Below are 16,142 nucleotides of genomic sequence, written 5' to 3' on the forward strand. Positions count from 1 at the left end.
TCTGCACGAAAACTTTACCTGTACGGGCAAACACTCTAGATACGTCTACTTACGCTACATATCTTGAGCCTCGACGACAAGCGTGGTGAGTGGCTTAGCCAGCCCGTGCTGACCCGATGGCTTGAGCGTTGGCCAAGTGCAAGGCAATGCTCGCGGCTGACAAGGAGAAGTAAACATGTGTGAGCAAATCCAAATGGAAATGGCTGGTGTAATGCCTACGGCTGACGGCGAGGGCTTACATCTTCAAGCGCCCTGTTACGTGGCTCGGCAAGAGCGTGTTGTGCAGTGCATGGGCAGCCTAGAAATTGGCATGCAGCGCTTCCCGCAGGCGATCCTGAGTGCGCAACTGCTGGTGCTGCCTTGGTATGACGGTATCGAGCGCGATATGGAGGCCGCCAACCTGCACCCGTTTGAAGATGCCGCCGCCTACCTGCCCAGTGGGCACCGCTTTAGCGTCCCTGGCGTTCACCTGCGTTTGGAGGCCGGCCGCGTGGTGGTGCGGCGCGCGCGTATCAGCCTGACTCAGCATTGATCTGTGCCCATTAAATCAGCGACTTAACCGGGTTAATCTGGCTCGCAATCGTCCAACCGGTTAAGGTTCGGCATCGCAAAAGATATCTCGCAGGGAAGCGGCGCAAAGTGCCTTCCTTGCCCATCAAGTAAGGAAAAACGTGTGAACCAGCAAACTCTGGCCCCCTTTATCTGGAACATCGCCGATCTGCTGCTGGGTGCCTTCAAACCCTCCGAATACGGCCGCATCATCCTGCCGTTTACCGTGCTGCGGCGTTTGGAATGTGTGCTGGAACCCACCCGCGATAAAGTGCGCAACCAGTTTGAGGCGATGAAGGCCAGCGGCGTGGACATGGACCTGATCCTGCCCGCCAGCGCTGGGGCCACCTTTTATAACGTCTCGCAGTTTTCCCTCGGTTCAGTGGGCTCCACCAGCACCCGTGCCAACCTGGAAGACTACATTGCCAAGTTCTCCGCCAACGCCCGCCAGGTGTTCGAGCACTTTGCCTTTGATCGTTGGCTGGAAAAACTGGAGAAGGCCAATCTGCTCTACCTGGTGGCGCAGAAGTTTGCCGCCATCGACCTGCACCCCAACGTCATCAGCAACCATGAAATGGGCCTGGTGTTTGAACACCTGATCCGCAAGTTTGCTGAGGCCTCCAACGACGACGCCGGGCAGTTCTTCACCCCGCGTGACGTGGTGCGCCTGGCCACCACCCTGATTTTCGCCCCGGATCACCAAGCGCTAAATGGCCAAGGTGTGGTGCGCACCGTATATGACTGCGCCGCTGGCACCGGGGGGTTTTTATCCTCGGCCATCGAGCAGGTGTACGAGTGGAACCCCAATGCCCGCCTGGTGCCCTATGCCCAGGAACTGAACCCGGAAACCTACGCCATCTCCGTGGCAGACAAACTGATCCAGGGTTATGACACTAAAAACATCAAGCTCGGCAATACCCTGAGCAACGACCAACTGCCCCATGAGCAATTCGACTACTGCCTGGCCAACCCGCCGTTTGGTGTGAAGTGGGAAAACGTGCAAAAGCAGGTGCAGGCTGAACAGGTTGGTCAGGGGTTCGCTGGCCGCTTTGGCCCCGGCTTGCCGCGTGTGGGCGATGGCTCGCTGCTGTTCCTGATGCACTTGCTGTCCAAGCGCAAACCGATAGAGTTAGGCGGCAGCCGTATCGGCATCGTGCTGTCCGGCTCGCCGCTGTTTAACGGCGGTGCAGGCTCCGGCGAGTCGGAGATCCGCCGCTGGATTCTGGAAAACGACTGGCTGGAGGCGATTATCGCCCTGCCCAATGACCTGTTCTACAACACCGGCATTGGCACCTATATCTGGGTGTTGTCCAACCATAAGGACGCGCTGCGCAAGAACAAGGTGCAGCTGATCGACGCCACCGCCATGCATGCATCCATGCGCAAAAGCCTGGGCAGCAAGCGCAAGTTTCTCGCCGAAGAACAGATCGCAGAAATCGCCAAGCTGCATGAGGCGTTTGAGGAAGGGCCGAACAGCAAAGTCTTTGCTACCACCGATTTTGGTTACCGCCGCATCACCGTGGAACGCCCGCTGCGCCTGCGCTTTTCCGTCACGCCGGACAAACTCGCTGCCTACCAAGCCATCAAGGGTGCCGAGCAGGTGGACGCTTTTGCCAGCGTACGGGGTGAGTTCGACAACCTGCCGGACTTCTTTAAGGCTGCCGGTATCAAAAAGCTTGGCAAAGGCGCGATAAAAGCCGCGCTGGCCTGCTTTGGCGAGCGCGATGCCAACGCCCAGCCAGTGCTGGACGACAAGGGCAACCTGCAGGCCGACAGCGACCTGCGCGAGTTCGAGAACGTGCCGCTGAGCCAGAGCATTGATGACTACTTTGCCCGCGAAGTGCTGCCCCATGTAGCGGATGCGTGGATCGACACCGGCAAGACCGACGCTAAAGACGGCCTAGTTGGCCTTGTTGGTTACGAAATCAACTTCAACCGCTACTTCTATATCTACCAGCCGCCGCGTGCGCTGGCCGATATTGATGCGGACTTAAAGGCTGTGGAGGCCGAGATTGCTGCGCTGCTGGGTGAGGTGACGGCGTGAGTCATTACAAGCCGTACCCGGCATATAAGGATTCTGGGGTGGAGTGGCTGGTGAGGGTGCCGGAGCATTGGACCGCGTGCCGTTTTTCCCGAGTGATCTCTGGAATCAAGGATGGAACACACGGGACCTTTGAGCGCGTTGACAGTGGACGGCCTTTGTTAAGTGCCAAAAATGTGGCTGATGGAACGTTAGATATTTCCAGTACTGAGAGCCAGATATCTGATTTGGACCATCTGAGCATCGTTGGAAATGGGTATCCCAAGAAAGGGGATTTGCTTCTGACAATTGTTGGAACCATTGGGCGCTCATGTGTGTATACGTTTGATCAGCCTCTGTCTTTTCAACGTAGCGTTTGTTTTATAAGGCTATCTAGTAAGTCTTCCCCTGAATTCTTTCGATATTTCACACAGTCAAAATTCTTCCAAGAGCAGATCCAGAGCAAGTCAAAGTCGTCAGCTCAGGCAGGAATTTACATGGGGGACGTATCCGCAACATCTATTGCGTTTCCTGTCAGTCAAAAAGAGCAGCAGACAGTTGTTGCCCATCTCGACCGCGAAACCACCCGCATAGACGGACTGATTGAAAAGAAAACTCGCTTTATCGAACTGCTGCGCGAAAAGCGCCAAGCGCTGATCACCCATACTGTCACCAAGGGCCTCGACCCCAACGTGAAGATGAAAGACTCGGGCGTGGATTGGCTGGGGGAGGTGCCGGAGCATTGGGAGGTCCGCTCCGTATCATCTGTGAGCACCAAGATCACGAACGGTTATGTTGGGCCAACTAGGGACATTCTGGTTGAGGGCGGCGTGCGCTACCTTCAGTCTCTTCACATCAAAGGCAATCAGATTAAGTTCGATGTTCCTTACTTCGTGACGCAGGAGTGGAGTAATCAGCACCAGAAATCGATTCTGGAAACTGGAGATGTTCTTATTGTTCAGACCGGAGATATCGGTCAGGTCACTGTCGTAACTGATGAGTTTGCTGGGTGCAATTGCCACGCTCTAATTATTGTTGCGCCCGAGCGAAGCATCGTTGCAGGCGAGTGGGTATCCTGGGTTTTCAATTCCAGCTACGGCTATCACAAATTGCTATCGATTCAGACCGGTGCAATGCATCCGCATCTGAATTGCGGCAATGTCAAAGATGTGTTGCTCCCGGTACCGCCACTTCATGAGCAGCGCGAGATCGTGCAACGCATTGAGCAAGAGGCGCTGAGAGTGACTGCATTGGTCGGCAAAACCGAACACAGCATCCTCCTCCTCAAAGAACGGCGCTCCGCGCTGATCACCGCCGCCGTTACCGGCCAAATTGACCTACGGGAGGCCGTATGAATCCAGGCCGCAGCATTCGTCTATTTCTGGTCGACGGCACGCCCAACGGCCTACTCACCGCCGAGATAATGAATTGGACCGGCCATGTGCTTACCGGCCCGCGCAGCAAGCTGGCTGAGCTAGTGCAGCGCCCCGAATGCGGGCGTACCGGTGTGTACTTTTTGGTCGGCCCCGATCCGGACGATAGCCTGCGCACGCGGGTATATATCGGCGAGTCCGATGATGTGGCGCAACGCCTGAAAACCCATAACCGCCCCGAAGAGCAGGGTGGTAAGGACTTCTGGGAGCGCGTGTGTCTGATCACCAGCAAGGACCAGAACCTGACCAAGGCCCACGCCAAGTACCTGGAAAGCCAGCTGATCCAGATCGCCACACAAACCGGCCGCTGCGTGGTGGGTAACGGCACCGCCCATAGCTACAACAACCTGCCCGAATCCGACCGCGCCGATATGGCGTTCTTTCTGGAGCAGATCCGTATTGTGCTGCCGGTGTTGGGTTTCGACTTTTTGCGTGAGCTGACCAAGCCCTCCGCGCCCGCTTCAAGCACCACAGCTGCGCCGGTCAGCCGCTCACCGCGTTTTGCTCTGGAGCTGCCGCGCTACCGCATCAGCGCCCAGGGCCAGGAAATCGACGGCGAATTCTTCGTGCTCAAAGGCTCCAAGGCCCGCGCCGAATGGGTCGGCACCGAGCGTGGCTATCAGGGCCTGTTCAAACAGCTGGTTGATGAAGGCGTGTTGGTAGCCGATGGCGATCACATGCGCTTTAGCGACGATTGTGCGTTCAGCAGCCCCAGCGCCGCTGCCGCCGTGGTCAGCGGTCGATCAGCCAATGGCCGAACGTCGTGGTTGGTAGAAGGCACAGGGCAGACGTATGCGACTTGGCAGGATCAGCAGCTTGATGCCGCTCAAGGCATGCCTAGTGCGTCGGAGACCAGCCAGGTTGGCGTGTGAGGGGTTAATGGCTATGCGTAATCTGCACCTGCTGTTGTGCATGATTTCCCTATTCACAGGATCGCTTTCGGCCGCCAGCTTTGACTGCGCACAGGCAAACTCTGCAAGTGAGAAGACAATCTGTAGTGACAGTTATCTTTCCTTCCTGGATGAAACGTTGTCCTCGACCTATCAAGAAGCCTGGGCGTTAAGCCAAGATCAGGAGGGCTTAAGGCAGACGCAAAGAGATTGGCTCTCATCGCGGGATCAGTGCACCGACATTGATTGCCTTACAACGAGTATCCAGCAACGAAATCTGCAGTTGATTGCGTATGTTGCGGCCGCCAAGGACGAGGCCTCTAAGCGGGCATATGCTGCTGAAACGGAAGCGTGGGAAGCCCAAATGGCTGCAGAGCGCGCTGAGGTAGCCGAACGGTTAGCTCAACAGGCGGCTCAAGAGCAGTTGAATATCGCTGTAGTCGAAGAAAAGCGGCTCCAGCAAATGCAGGCTTTAAAAGAAAAAGCGGATGCCGAAGAGTTAGCAAGAAAAGAGACTTGGGAACAGCAACACGCTGAAGCAGTTGTTGAACTCCAAGAGGGTCAATACGAAGATTATTTGGCTGAGCCTTTGGACACGACTGAAGACGCTTCACGCAGCTCTAAATCTGAGGCTTTCAGTTACTGGTGGTTAGGTTTTGTCATCTTTTTCATGTTGTTGATATTTGAACGACCATGGGCGCGCTCAAGCTCAAACTCAAGTTCAAGCTCAAACTCAAGTTCAAGTTCAAGTTCAAGTCCAAGTTCAAGTCCAAGTTCGAACTCGCGAAAAGAAGATGACGATGACGATGACTATCGACTGATTGCTAAAACTGACAGCAACGAGATACCGCATCTACAGCAGACCACTTATTACGTGGGTAAATCGCCAATATCGAGGGCTTGTGGTAGCTGCTCATATTGGTCCGGCCGGCGGTTCACTCATCCGAAGATGGGCAGTCACTTGTTGGTAGAGAAGAACGAGAAAGGTGATTGTATTTACCCCGTAGCCGGCAGCCCTCGGGGTAAGCGTCGTGTGAGTGATGGTATGCAGTGCAGGGATTTTATTCCCCGATGATCAATCGCGGGTTTTTAGCTTTTGAGAGGGAGTTCAGATGAGCCATATCCACCACGAATGCGAGTTGGAACGCCATATTGTCGAGCAGCTACAGGCTGCCGGCTGGTTGGTCGGCAAGTCCGCCAGCTATGACGCGGCGCGTGCGTTGTTCCCCGACGATGTGCTCGGCTGGCTGGAAGAAAGTCAGTCGCAGGCCATCGCCAAGATCTGTTCAATGAATGGTGCCGGTACAGAGGCGCTGGTGCTGGATCGCCTGGTCAAGCAACTAGAGAACAAGGTCGAAGGTGGCACGATAAACGTGCTGCGCTATGGTTTTGCCGTGGCTGGCGGCGGCACCCTGGCAATGAGCCAGGCGCTGCCAGAGGATGCGCGTAACGATGCGGTAATTGCTCGGTACGCTGCCAATCGCCTGCGCGTGGTACCGCAGCTGCGCTATTCGCTGGATAAGGCCGACGAGATTGACCTGGCCTTTTTTATCAACGGTATTCCGGTGGCCACAGTGGAGTTGAAAACCGACTTCACTCAGTCAGTGCAGGCCGCGATGCAGCAGTACCGCATGGACCGCAAACCTGAGCGCAAAAGCGGCGGCACAGAACCGCTACTGACCTTCAAGCGTGGCGCAGTGGTGCACTTCGCCATGAGTGACAGCGACATCCGCATGACCACCAAGCTGGCGGGGGATTCGACCTTCTTTCTACCGTTCAACCGGGGTAACGATGGCGCTGCCGGTAATCCGCCTGGCGACAACGGCAGTTACCCGGTGAGTTATTTCTGGGAACGGGTACTGCAGAAGGACAACTGGCTGCACATTTTCCACCGCTTCGTACTGCAGGAACGTAAGGAAGCCCAAAACACAGACGGCAAGACCTATTTTAAGGAAGGCTTGATCTTCCCGCGTTTCCATCAATGGGAAGGTGTAACCAAGATGATTGCTGCCGTTCGTGTAGAAGGGGCAGGGCAGCCGTACCTGATCCAGCACAGCGCCGGCTCTGGTAAGACCAATACCATTGCCTGGACGGCGCATTCGCTGATCCGCGTGCGTCGCCCGGATGGTGAGCCGTTCTTCCACAGTGTGATCGTGGTGACTGACCGTCAGGTGCTCGACCAGCAGTTGCAGGACGCAATCCAGCAGATTGAGCATCAGGCTGGCGTGGTGTGCGCCATCGACCGCCAGCAGTCAAGCCTGCCCAAAAGTCAGCAATTGGCCAAGGCCATGCTGGACGGTGTGCCGATTATCGTCTGTACCCTGCAGACCTTTCCCTATGCGCAAAAGATCATTCTCGGCGAGCAGAGCCTGCGTGACCGGCGTTTCGCCATCATCATCGACGAAGCACACAGTTCGACCGGTGGCAGCACCGCCGATGACTTGCGCTATGTGCTGACCGGGCAAAGCGAGGGTGAGTGGGAAAAGCTCTCCAAGGAAGAACGGTTGTCCGTATGGCAAAGCTCGCGTTCGCGCCCCGGTAATGCCAGCTACTTCGCCTTTACCGCTACGCCCAAGCATTCGACGCTGAGCCTGTTTGGTCGGCCGCGTAAGCCGCAGCAACCGGCTAGTGTGGAAAATCCACCGTCACCGTTTCACCTCTACACCATGCAGCAGGCCATTGAAGAAGGCTTCATCCTTGATGTGCTGAAGAATTACACCAGCTATGACGTGGCGCTGCGCATTGGCAGTGAACTGGTGGATGACAAACGCGTGGATGAGAAGAGCGCCCGCCGCAAACTGGCCAAGTGGTTGTCGCTTAACCCGGTGAACGTGGGCCAGAAAGTCGAGCTGATCGTCGAACACTTCCGCAAGAATGTGGCACACCTGCTTGGCGGCCAAGCCAAGGCGATGGTGGTGACCAGCTCACGTGCGGCAGCGGTTAAGTACCACCTGGCGCTGGAGGATTATTGCCAACGCAACGGCTACGAGAACGTGCGGGCGATGGTCGCGTTCTCCGGCGATGTGCCCAATACCGACGTGAAAGAAGCCAGCTTGCCGGCGGATCATCAATTCAGTGAATTCAACCTGAACCCTGGCCTCAATGGCCGTGACATGCGCAAGGTGTTCGATACCCCGGATTACCGGGTGATGATCGTCGCCAACAAGTACCAGACCGGCTTCGACCAGCCAAAGCTGGTGGCCATGTACCTAGACAAAAAAATATCAGGTGTGGAAGCGGTGCAGACGCTATCGCGCCTGAATCGCACTTTTCCAGGCAAGGACAAGACGTTCGTTATCGACTTCGCCAACGAAGCCAAGGAAATCTTGGCTGCGTTCAAGACCTTCTACCGCGATGCCCAGGTCGCGGACATCCAGGATCCGAATATCGTTTACGACATCAAGCAGCGCTTGGATGGCATGTTCATTTACGAGCAGGCCGAAGTTGAAGCCTTCGGCAACGCCATCGTCGATCTCAACGTGACCCATCAGAAACTGTACTCGCTGACCCAGGCTGCCACCGACCGCTTCAACGGCAAACTGAAGACGCTCAACGATGCCATCGACCAGTGGGAAAAAGCTTGGGAAAAAGCCCACGACGAGGGCCGTGAAAAAGACATGGAATACGCCGACGTGCAGCGTTCGGAATATTCCAAAGAGCGAGATGCGCTCATGGTGTTCAGTGAAAGCCTGAGCAAATTTGTGCGCAACTACGAGTACATCGCCCAGTTGGTTGAGTTTGGTGATCCAAGTCTGGAGGCCTTTGCCAGCTACGCGCGTTTGCTGCGCAAGCGCCTCAAGGGCATCACGCCAGAGCAGGTGGACTTGGGCGATCTCAAGCTCAGCCATTACAAAATCAAAAAGGGTGACAACCTCGGTGGCCTGCTGCCAACCGGCGAAACGCCGCAGCTTTACGGCATCACCGATAACGGCCTGCGCGATGCTCAGGACAGGGAAAAGAAATACCTCACCGAGCTGATCGAGAAACTCAACAACGCCTTCGGCAAGGACATCACCGACACCGACCAGGTGGCCTTAGCCGTGCATGTTTCCGAGAAACTGCGTGCCGACGGCGTGGTAATGGCTCAGGTGCAGAACAACACCATGGAACAGGCGATGAAAGCTGATCTGCCAGCGCGCGCAATCCAGGCCATTGCCGGCGCGATGAGCAGCCACGCAAGCATGGCGACCAAACTACTCAGCGATGAGTCGACGCGGGATGTGTTCTTGACGGTGGTGTATGAGCTGTTGAAAAGGGATGCGGGGGCGGAGTTGTTGGGGGCTGCAAGGCCTGCCACCTGAGAGGAAGGGGGCCGAAACTTTACATGTAAGGATAGCCAGCGTGGTGGTTGTGCAAAGAGAGGACTAATGTCTTACCTGTCTGGTGGCTTATTGATGGCAAAGGAGATTTCCGTGAAGAATCTGTTCGCAATTGTCGGTTTTATCGTAACCGCAAAAAAAGCTTTGGATCTCTACCTTGAGTACAGCGATCTTAAGCGTGAGAAGAATGCCCGCGAAGCAGCGTAGCAACACTGATAACTAAGGAGTAGTTATGTTCAGCAAGATTAAAAGTGGCTTGTCCAAAGTGGCTGATGGTATTGGAGACGCGGCTCGTGTTGTGGCAGACAAGGCCGGTGATGCATATGACGCCACTGCAAGCGGTCTGTCCTCTGCAGGATCCATCGTTGCAGATGTAGCAAGTAGCGCTAAAGACGTGGTTGCAGACACGGCTCGTACGGTCGCTGATAAGGCTGGTGATGCAATTGATGCGACTGCTAGTGGGTTGTCTTCGGCTGGCTCTGCCGTTGCAGGCGCAGCAAGTGGTGCCAAAGATGTTATCGGTGATGCTGCATCAAACGCATATGGGGCCACTAAGGATTACGCGGGTGCTGTTGTATCGGGCGAAAAAGAAGTTCAGTGGGGTAAGGTTATGCTTGGGGCAACTGTCGGCGTTGCTGCTGTCGCAGCAGCTCCCTTCACAGGAGGGGGCTCTTTGCTAGCGGGCGCAACTCTGGCGGGTTCTCTCGCAGGTGCGGGAACTGTTGCAGTTGCTGGTACAGCAGCTGTGGCTGGAGGCGTAATTGTCAACAAGCTTTCTGATAGCTCCAGAGTACGCGACGAGGCTTACAACCAAGGGCTCAAGGATGCCAAGGCTAAGCTTCAGATCGAATTGGATCACTTGCATAACAGTTTGCAGGCGGCTATGAGTGCTTTAGAGGGGGCAGGTGGGCACTTCAATGCAATTATTGCCATGCATGCTGTCGCTGTTGCTACGGCTAACTGCGATGGGGTGATTTGTGAGCGAGAGCGAGAGAATATTGAGTTATTCATCGCTGGTATTTTAGCGAGTTCCATCCCTGCTGATGTTGCAGCAAAGCTCGAGTCACTTTATCAGAGCCCGCCTACGATTCGCGATGCTTGGGAGCTTGCGAGTAATTCTGGAGTGTCGATCTCTGTTTTTGAAGAAATAATAAACGTTGTAATTCATGCAGATGGCGTTCAGCACGTGATGGAAGATGCCTTTATGCAGGCTTGGAATCAGCTTAAGTCGGCTTAAGGGGAGCGGTATGGATAGCTTGGAACGCTTTAAGAAACTTCAGGAAATGAAAGCTTCGGTTAAAAATCGTCCGTTGATGCATGCGGCTGCAGATCAGAATGATGTTACCAAGTTGCTTACCGCCAAGTCAGACCCGGGGCGTATTGAAGCGCTTGACTATTTCGCCATTTTTCATGCGCCAGAGGTTAGAACTCAAGAGGCACGTGAGTTGGTTATGCAGCTCGAGATAAGTCTTGAGCGTTCAAGGCTCGATCAAATTCTTAAGAGTGCGCAACGTGATTTGGTAGGCGTGATCGCGGGCCCATTAGGGTTGGGTAAGTTTCTTTCCGTTTATGATAAAACAGGTGGAAATGTGGATACTATCCACAACGCTAGGGAGCAGATTTATGCAACTAGTGAAGCCCAAAAGAAATATGCTGATAATCCAGAATATGATTCAAGTAAGTATCACGGAGATAAGAGATATATAGATAAGAACGCCCGTGACTCCATTGCGCAGGCGCAAGGTGTTCTCAAAGATTCTTATACTGATCAGCTTCTCGGCGATAAGCATGTGGATCCGCGAAACTTGGATCACACTATAGCAGCTAAGGAAATTCACGACGACGCAGGCAGAGTTCTAGCAGGTACGGATGGTGTGGGGCTTGCTAATGTATCCTCCAATCTCAATCCTACAAAAGAGCGATTCAATAAGTTCAAGGGTCAGAAGTCTGCGCAAACTTTAGTCAGTGAGCTTCAAGAGCAGAGTGAGGGACGTAGGGCTAGAATTGCTGAGTTAAATGCTAAGCCTGAGTTGACGATAAAGGAAAGTAATGAGCTCGAGTTACACCAGCAAAAACAGGTCATAGCTGATAATCCAGAGCGATTATTGGCTTTAGATAAGGCAGCTAGGGAAGAGTATGAGGCGAAGCTGCGCAGTGATTACTATGGTGGTGATAGATTTCGTCACGCAGTTATTAGTACAGGGCTTCAAGAGGCAGGGAAAATGGGGGTTCAGCAGGCCTTTGGTTTGTTGATGGTTGAGTTTTACAGCAGTGCATTTGAAGAGGTAAAGCAGCTTTATAAGCATGGGCGGCAAAGTGACTCTCTGCTTGAGGAGTTGGGTGTTAGGTTGCGGCGAGTTGCTGCCTCGATAGCGTCTAAGTGGGAGGATATTTTCAAGGGGTTTGGTAGTGGTTTTATATCGGGATTTATCTCCAATGCAGTGACTGTTTTGATTAACACCGTTATAACAACTGGAAAGCGAGTTGTACGGTTGATTCGCGAGGGTGTCTTGTCCTTGCTTAAGGCTTTAAAGATGTTGGTTATGCCGCCTGAAGGGTTGACTTTCCCTCAGGCAGCTCATGAGTCAATGAAATTGCTTGCTGTCGGTGGAATCGTTGTTGGTGGTGTTGCGCTAGAGGAATCAGTGGATCTGCTAATTAAGAGTGTGCCTTTTTTGATTCCTTATGCATCGGTTTTGACCGCGATTTTTGTCGGTGCGCTAACAGCGCTGTGCATGGCTTTCGTTTGCTATTTAATTGACAGGCTTGATTTGCTTGGTGTTGTTAAGTCCGGTCGAGATATGGAAGTTTTAGGTCAGTTGGATGCGGAAATAGAGGAGAGAGTCTCAAGGTCGCAATATGTGGCCAATGAGATCGAGCGATTCTTGCTTCAAGATTATATTAGTCCTAAAGCGTTTTAATAGTTGCAAAAAGCAGGAGAGGCTTTGACCTCTCCTGCTTAGTCTCATGGACGCAGATGAGATTATTTAAGTTTCGATAGCTGACCGGCGAGCGAGAGCGTACGACACTACTGTTCTAAGTTGCGACATATGGGCTGTGACTGTGGCACATGCTCCGATCACTTCGTGGAAGCTCTGACGGCTCGGTTTGTTCTGGCCTGGCAAAAGCATTCAGTAGTTTGCATAGAATCCAGCATGCCAAGACCACAGAGACCAGCAGAGGTGGAAAGCGCAGCATCAGTAGCACGCTGATAACCAACGCGCCGGCTGCAGCCAATGCGCCGATGAAGGTGAGTAGGCATAGCAGAAATCTCTTTAGTGTCATGTCGAGTCTCCGAAAGCCTGCCCGATAGTGGGCAGGCGAAGGGTTAATTGGCTTGGGTGGCGAGCGCTTCCAGCTTGCCTGCTAGCGAGCTGGGCGCAGGTGATGCTGTGTCGTCCTGACTGTCGTGCACTTGGTCCGGGCTGGCGAAGAACTCCTCGACGATGGCGCTGACATCTTCCTCGCTGTCCTCGAATGCGCCGTTACCGAAGCCGCGTTGCGCCGCCTCATCCAACGCTGGCTGATCGAAGCCTGCCGCATGCCGCCGCGAATCGAGTTCACTGGCTGTCGCCAGCGCTTCAGCCATGTCCATACCGCCGCGTACCGTCAGATCGACGTAAAAGATCGGCGTGCCATGGCTCTGGCGAGTCGACTTGCCACGCAGGCGTAGTTCCAGTGGTAGGCAAGACAACCGATTGCCCGAAATAGCCTGGAAGTAGTGCAGGCGAGCAGCGAGGGTGCGGATGCTGTTGAAACCGGTGGTGCGGAAAACGAAACTGCCCAACGGATCGTCATCTCCAATCAGCACATTCAATCGGCCGTAAGGTTTACAGGCACCGCCTTTTGCCAACGGACAAGCATCGGGTGAAGGGCAGGGCAGTGATTGCATGCCGTCCTGGGTGACGCGCTTGCACGTCTCGCCATTACCCACGCACAGCGGCCTGCCAGACTGCCGATCAAACAGCGTGTAGTCAGCACGAAAGTTCAGCTCAGGCTCGTTGAACAGCAGGCGTACCGGGATGCTACGCAGTTTGTCTTCCTGACTTTTGCGCAGTTCTTCGTTAAGTGGATGAAGCAACCAGCCGTCCTTGCCTTGCACCTGGGAGGTGATGGTGAACTGGTCATCTTTCTCCGGTAGGCGTTTACCGTTCTTTTCGATGACCTTACCGATAGAAATTCGTCCGAGGACCGGCGGGGTTATAGCGAGACCTTTGAGCATGGTGGTTCTCCTGCAAACGAAAAAAGGCCAGCCACGCAGCACTAACTGCATGTACTGGCCAGGGGGCGGGAATGGTTGAATTGGGTGGAATTAGCCGATCAAGAAACGCCGGCTGCCCTGTTTGGTTTTGCTGTATCGCGCTTGCAAGTAAGGTTTGTCTTTCAGCATGCTTTCGACATCGAGCACGGTGCTGTCCTTGGATTTCTTCCAGCTGATAAAGCCGTGGCTGAACTCCGCGCGGGTGGCATCGCCCATGGCCTGTTGCAGCATCTGCTTGAGCTGGGCTTCGCGCGTTTCCTTCTCGCTGATGGATTGGCGCACCGCCTTGAGCTCCAGGTAAGCTGCTGCCAAACCTGCACGGCCACTGAAGTCGACGGTCTGGCCGTTGTCCTCCGGGTAGAGTGCGCGCAGTGCCATTTCCGCCGAGGCTGAGCCATCGGCAGGCGGTGGCGTGTCGGTTTCCACGTAGTGCCAGAACTTGCGCTCCAGTTCGATCAGGCGAGCAATCATCTGCTCGTCCCGTTTGATGCGGTGGATCTCCAGCGTCTGGCCGCCCAGCAGCACCGCTACATCTGCCGCCTGCTTGCCGGTGACAGCGAGCTGGTGCATCACCTGCAGCTGCACATATTCAGGAACGCCATCTTTCCAAAGGCGTGCCCCGTTTATGCCGGCTGTCTTACATTCAAGGATTTGCACATCGTCGGCCCCGATCACCTCGCGGTCGATATTGGCCAGCATCCAGGACAGCTCAGGATCAGGGTGTTGCAGCACGGCATTGATGCGCCGCACCTTGTGCTTCGTGCGTTTGCTGTAATGCCAGGCCACGACCGGTTCCAGCACATTGCCCCAGTACATCGGGCTTTCTTCGTCGTGCGGGTCGGCCTTGGGTAACGTGGTATCGCGACCGGTTTTCTCCATCCATAGTTCGAGCTGCGATTTATAGGGATTTAGGCCAACGGCCGCGCCAGCATCAGAACTGCCAATGCCCTGCTTGCGCACCGCCAACCAATCTTCACGCGGTAGTTCCTTGGTACTGATCAAGCGCAGCGCCGGGCGCGGTTTGCTGGTGCTGCTCAACGGAGTAGCTGTCATAGCGTTCACCTCGCGGAAATAGAAACACCCGATCAGCAACTAGGCTGATCGGGCGTTATGGGGTGGGTAAGTAAGCGGTCAGGCGACCAGTTGCAGAGCGGTATCCAAGGCCCGTTGTTTGATCTGCGCGCCTTGGCCGAACCAGGCCGAGTCCATGCGGTACTCGTTGCTGCGTGCTCGGCGTTCGTGATCGACAAACTCGGTCACGGAGTTGAGCAGGCCCCAGGCGGTGCCGCGTGCTGAGTCGAGCTGACTGCCACGACCACGACCCTCGTACAGCTCTTGGACTTTGCGCAGTGCGCGTTCGTTGGGAAGCACTTCCGGCAGAGCACCGGTCGGATTGGTCTCGCACAGCACGTTCATAAAGAAGCCCAGCGCCTCATGCCACTGCACCTTGCGCTCGGCCAGCGCACGCATGCGGTACATAAAGTCGTCCCATTGCGAGACGGCGATCCCGAGCTGTTTCTTCACCACCGCTGAGTCAAAGCGCGTGTTGTGCGGCACCTTGATGGCACGGCTGGTGCCATCAAGGGCGATGGTCAGGGTGTTATTGCACACCACGCGAACCGTGGTTGGCGTTGCTGTGGTGGCCAGGGTTCCGTCGCAGGATGTGGCCAGTAGCAAATAGCCGTTGACCTGGTCATTACCCTTTATTGCTGCGCCCTGACCGGTACGTGCAAGTGCCCAGAACTTACGGCCGCCCTTGAGCACGCCAGCGGTTTCCAGCTCGTAGCCGGAGACCTCAGTCAGATCCCGGTAGAACTCCAGCACCTCGCGTGGCTGCACCGTGTGGTAGCGGTTGGAGACCACCGACAGCGGTGCCTTGGTGTCCGAGCGGAACAGCACCTTCTGTTCAGGGAACGAATGGATAGCGCCCAGGTGCCCAGCAGCATCCGATTTGAAGTGGACGGGACTTTCCTTGATCTGCCAGTCCATGCCGGCTTCGCGTTGCCAGATTTCTATAGGTTGTTTCTGCGTGAGCTGGTTGCCCAGGCCATGCCAGGGAGTAGCGCCAGCGTAGGCCATAGTTTCGACGAGATGAGCCATGGTTGAGATTCCTTTGGGTGCAGGCCGGCATAAAGCGCCGCGCCCAGCGCAGCACCGTCCGGACGATATAGATAGAAAAAGGTGTGATGCGGCCAGATCAGGCCGGCAGGTTGAAGCGATGACCGCAGAGCAAGCAGAGGTTGTGGGCCAATACGTGACGGTCGAGCGTATCGCCCAGCTGTGCGCCGAGCGCACAACCACCAACCCCGCCGGCCAGGCCGCCGAGGATGGCACCTGAAACATAGCCGAGCGTGATGCCGAAAGGCCCTGCGATGGTGCCAATCAGCGCACCTGCTTGGCCGCCAGCCAGCGCAGCGCTGACGCCACGCGCAACACCGCCTACGGTGCCGATGGCCGCGCCGACTTTCATGGCTTGATGGAAAGAAGCGACTTTGGGTGAGTGACAGCGAGGGCAGTGCAATGACATGGGTCGAACCTTCTTGGTGGTGATGTCATTGCAGTAATGTGTGGTTGAGTTATTTTCGAATCGAATGGCTGTCCTGAGCGGCATTATTAAATCTGGATATAACCAATTCACTTTGGTAGCTTTTTGCCACGCGCCAATCATCA

The 16,142-nt window shown here is 55.1% G+C and carries 13 protein-coding genes; 9 read left to right on the forward strand and 4 right to left on the reverse strand.

Annotated elements, in window-relative coordinates; translation table 11 throughout:
• Positions 1 to 175 precede the first annotated feature (175 nt).
• The 9 genes from AC0J6G_RS01570 to AC0J6G_RS01610 all read left to right on the forward strand — a co-directional run bounded on the left by AC0J6G_RS01570 (position 176) and on the right by AC0J6G_RS01610 (position 12,132).
• On the forward strand, positions 176 to 532 hold the full coding sequence (locus AC0J6G_RS01570; protein WP_475250660.1) for a hypothetical protein: 357 nt from the start codon (positions 176 to 178) through the stop codon (positions 530 to 532).
• 141 nt (positions 533 to 673) lie between these two features.
• The gene (locus AC0J6G_RS01575; RefSeq protein WP_475250661.1) at positions 674 to 2,593 is read left to right on the forward strand and encodes a type I restriction-modification system subunit M; all 1,920 of its coding nucleotides are present in this window, start codon (positions 674 to 676) and stop codon (positions 2,591 to 2,593) included.
• Positions 2,590 to 3,924: a restriction endonuclease subunit S gene (locus tag AC0J6G_RS01580; protein WP_475250662.1), complete on the forward strand. Its 1,335-nt coding sequence runs from the start codon at positions 2,590 to 2,592 to the stop codon at positions 3,922 to 3,924. The genes AC0J6G_RS01575 and AC0J6G_RS01580 overlap by 4 nt, the downstream gene beginning before the upstream one ends.
• Positions 3,921 to 4,874: a GIY-YIG nuclease family protein gene (locus AC0J6G_RS01585; RefSeq protein WP_475250663.1), complete on the forward strand. Its 954-nt coding sequence runs from the start codon at positions 3,921 to 3,923 to the stop codon at positions 4,872 to 4,874. Before AC0J6G_RS01580 ends, AC0J6G_RS01585 begins: the two co-directional genes overlap by 4 nt.
• A gap of 13 nt (positions 4,875 to 4,887) precedes the next feature.
• The gene (locus AC0J6G_RS01590; protein WP_475250664.1) at positions 4,888 to 5,967 is read left to right on the forward strand and encodes a lysozyme inhibitor LprI family protein; all 1,080 of its coding nucleotides are present in this window, start codon (positions 4,888 to 4,890) and stop codon (positions 5,965 to 5,967) included.
• Positions 5,968 to 6,004: 37 nt separating this feature from the next.
• Positions 6,005 to 9,193 carry a type I restriction endonuclease subunit R gene (locus AC0J6G_RS01595; protein WP_475250665.1) on the forward strand — a complete coding sequence of 1,063 codons (3,189 nt, stop codon included), beginning with the start codon at positions 6,005 to 6,007 and terminating at the stop codon, positions 9,191 to 9,193.
• Positions 9,194 to 9,259: 66 nt separating this feature from the next.
• Positions 9,260 to 9,418 carry a hypothetical protein gene (locus AC0J6G_RS01600; RefSeq protein WP_475250666.1) on the forward strand — a complete coding sequence of 53 codons (159 nt, stop codon included), beginning with the start codon at positions 9,260 to 9,262 and terminating at the stop codon, positions 9,416 to 9,418.
• Between the two features lie 25 nt (positions 9,419 to 9,443).
• Positions 9,444 to 10,448, forward strand: coding sequence for a hypothetical protein (locus AC0J6G_RS01605; RefSeq protein ID WP_475250667.1), 1,005 nt, complete (start codon positions 9,444 to 9,446; stop codon positions 10,446 to 10,448).
• Between the two features lie 10 nt (positions 10,449 to 10,458).
• Positions 10,459 to 12,132, forward strand: coding sequence for a hypothetical protein (locus AC0J6G_RS01610; protein WP_475250668.1), 1,674 nt, complete (start codon positions 10,459 to 10,461; stop codon positions 12,130 to 12,132).
• 407 nt (positions 12,133 to 12,539) lie between these two features.
• Here the strand turns inward: AC0J6G_RS01610 and AC0J6G_RS01615 are convergent, their stop codons facing one another.
• The 4 genes from AC0J6G_RS01615 to AC0J6G_RS01630 form a co-directional block, all read right to left on the reverse strand.
• Positions 12,540 to 13,433: a recombination directionality factor gene (locus tag AC0J6G_RS01615; RefSeq protein WP_475250669.1), complete on the reverse strand. Its 894-nt coding sequence runs from the start codon at positions 13,431 to 13,433 to the stop codon at positions 12,540 to 12,542.
• Between the two features lie 90 nt (positions 13,434 to 13,523).
• The gene (locus AC0J6G_RS01620) at positions 13,524 to 14,525 is read right to left on the reverse strand and encodes a YqaJ viral recombinase family nuclease (RefSeq protein ID WP_475250670.1); all 1,002 of its coding nucleotides are present in this window, start codon (positions 14,523 to 14,525) and stop codon (positions 13,524 to 13,526) included.
• A gap of 78 nt (positions 14,526 to 14,603) precedes the next feature.
• Positions 14,604 to 15,572, reverse strand: a complete 969-nt coding sequence (locus AC0J6G_RS01625; RefSeq protein ID WP_475250671.1) for a DUF932 domain-containing protein — start codon at positions 15,570 to 15,572, stop codon at positions 14,604 to 14,606.
• 97 nt (positions 15,573 to 15,669) lie between these two features.
• Positions 15,670 to 15,999: a hypothetical protein gene (locus tag AC0J6G_RS01630; RefSeq protein WP_475250672.1), complete on the reverse strand. Its 330-nt coding sequence runs from the start codon at positions 15,997 to 15,999 to the stop codon at positions 15,670 to 15,672.
• Positions 16,000 to 16,142: the final 143 nt, after the last annotated feature.

The organism is Pseudomonas sp. TS_SC_3, from assembly GCF_056156225.1.

What these genes read in the sequence shown, in the direction of transcription:
- AC0J6G_RS01570 (WP_475250660.1), top strand. Translation starts at nt 176, where the DNA reads ATGTGTGAGCAAATCCAAATGGAAATGGCTGGTGTAATGCCTACGGCT.
- AC0J6G_RS01585 (WP_475250663.1), top strand. Translation starts at nt 3,921, where the DNA reads ATGAATCCAGGCCGCAGCATTCGTCTATTTCTGGTCGACGGCACGCCC.
- AC0J6G_RS01590 (WP_475250664.1), top strand. Translation starts at nt 4,888, where the DNA reads ATGCGTAATCTGCACCTGCTGTTGTGCATGATTTCCCTATTCACAGGA.
- AC0J6G_RS01595 (WP_475250665.1), top strand. Translation starts at nt 6,005, where the DNA reads ATGAGCCATATCCACCACGAATGCGAGTTGGAACGCCATATTGTCGAG.
- AC0J6G_RS01600 (WP_475250666.1), top strand. Translation starts at nt 9,260, where the DNA reads ATGTCTTACCTGTCTGGTGGCTTATTGATGGCAAAGGAGATTTCCGTG.
- AC0J6G_RS01605 (WP_475250667.1), top strand. Translation starts at nt 9,444, where the DNA reads ATGTTCAGCAAGATTAAAAGTGGCTTGTCCAAAGTGGCTGATGGTATT.
- AC0J6G_RS01610 (WP_475250668.1), top strand. Translation starts at nt 10,459, where the DNA reads ATGGATAGCTTGGAACGCTTTAAGAAACTTCAGGAAATGAAAGCTTCG.
- AC0J6G_RS01615 (WP_475250669.1), bottom strand. Translation starts at nt 13,433, where the DNA reads ATGCTCAAAGGTCTCGCTATAACCCCGCCGGTCCTCGGACGAATTTCT.
- AC0J6G_RS01620 (WP_475250670.1), bottom strand. Translation starts at nt 14,525, where the DNA reads ATGACAGCTACTCCGTTGAGCAGCACCAGCAAACCGCGCCCGGCGCTG.
- AC0J6G_RS01625 (WP_475250671.1), bottom strand. Translation starts at nt 15,572, where the DNA reads ATGGCTCATCTCGTCGAAACTATGGCCTACGCTGGCGCTACTCCCTGG.
- AC0J6G_RS01630 (WP_475250672.1), bottom strand. Translation starts at nt 15,999, where the DNA reads ATGTCATTGCACTGCCCTCGCTGTCACTCACCCAAAGTCGCTTCTTTC.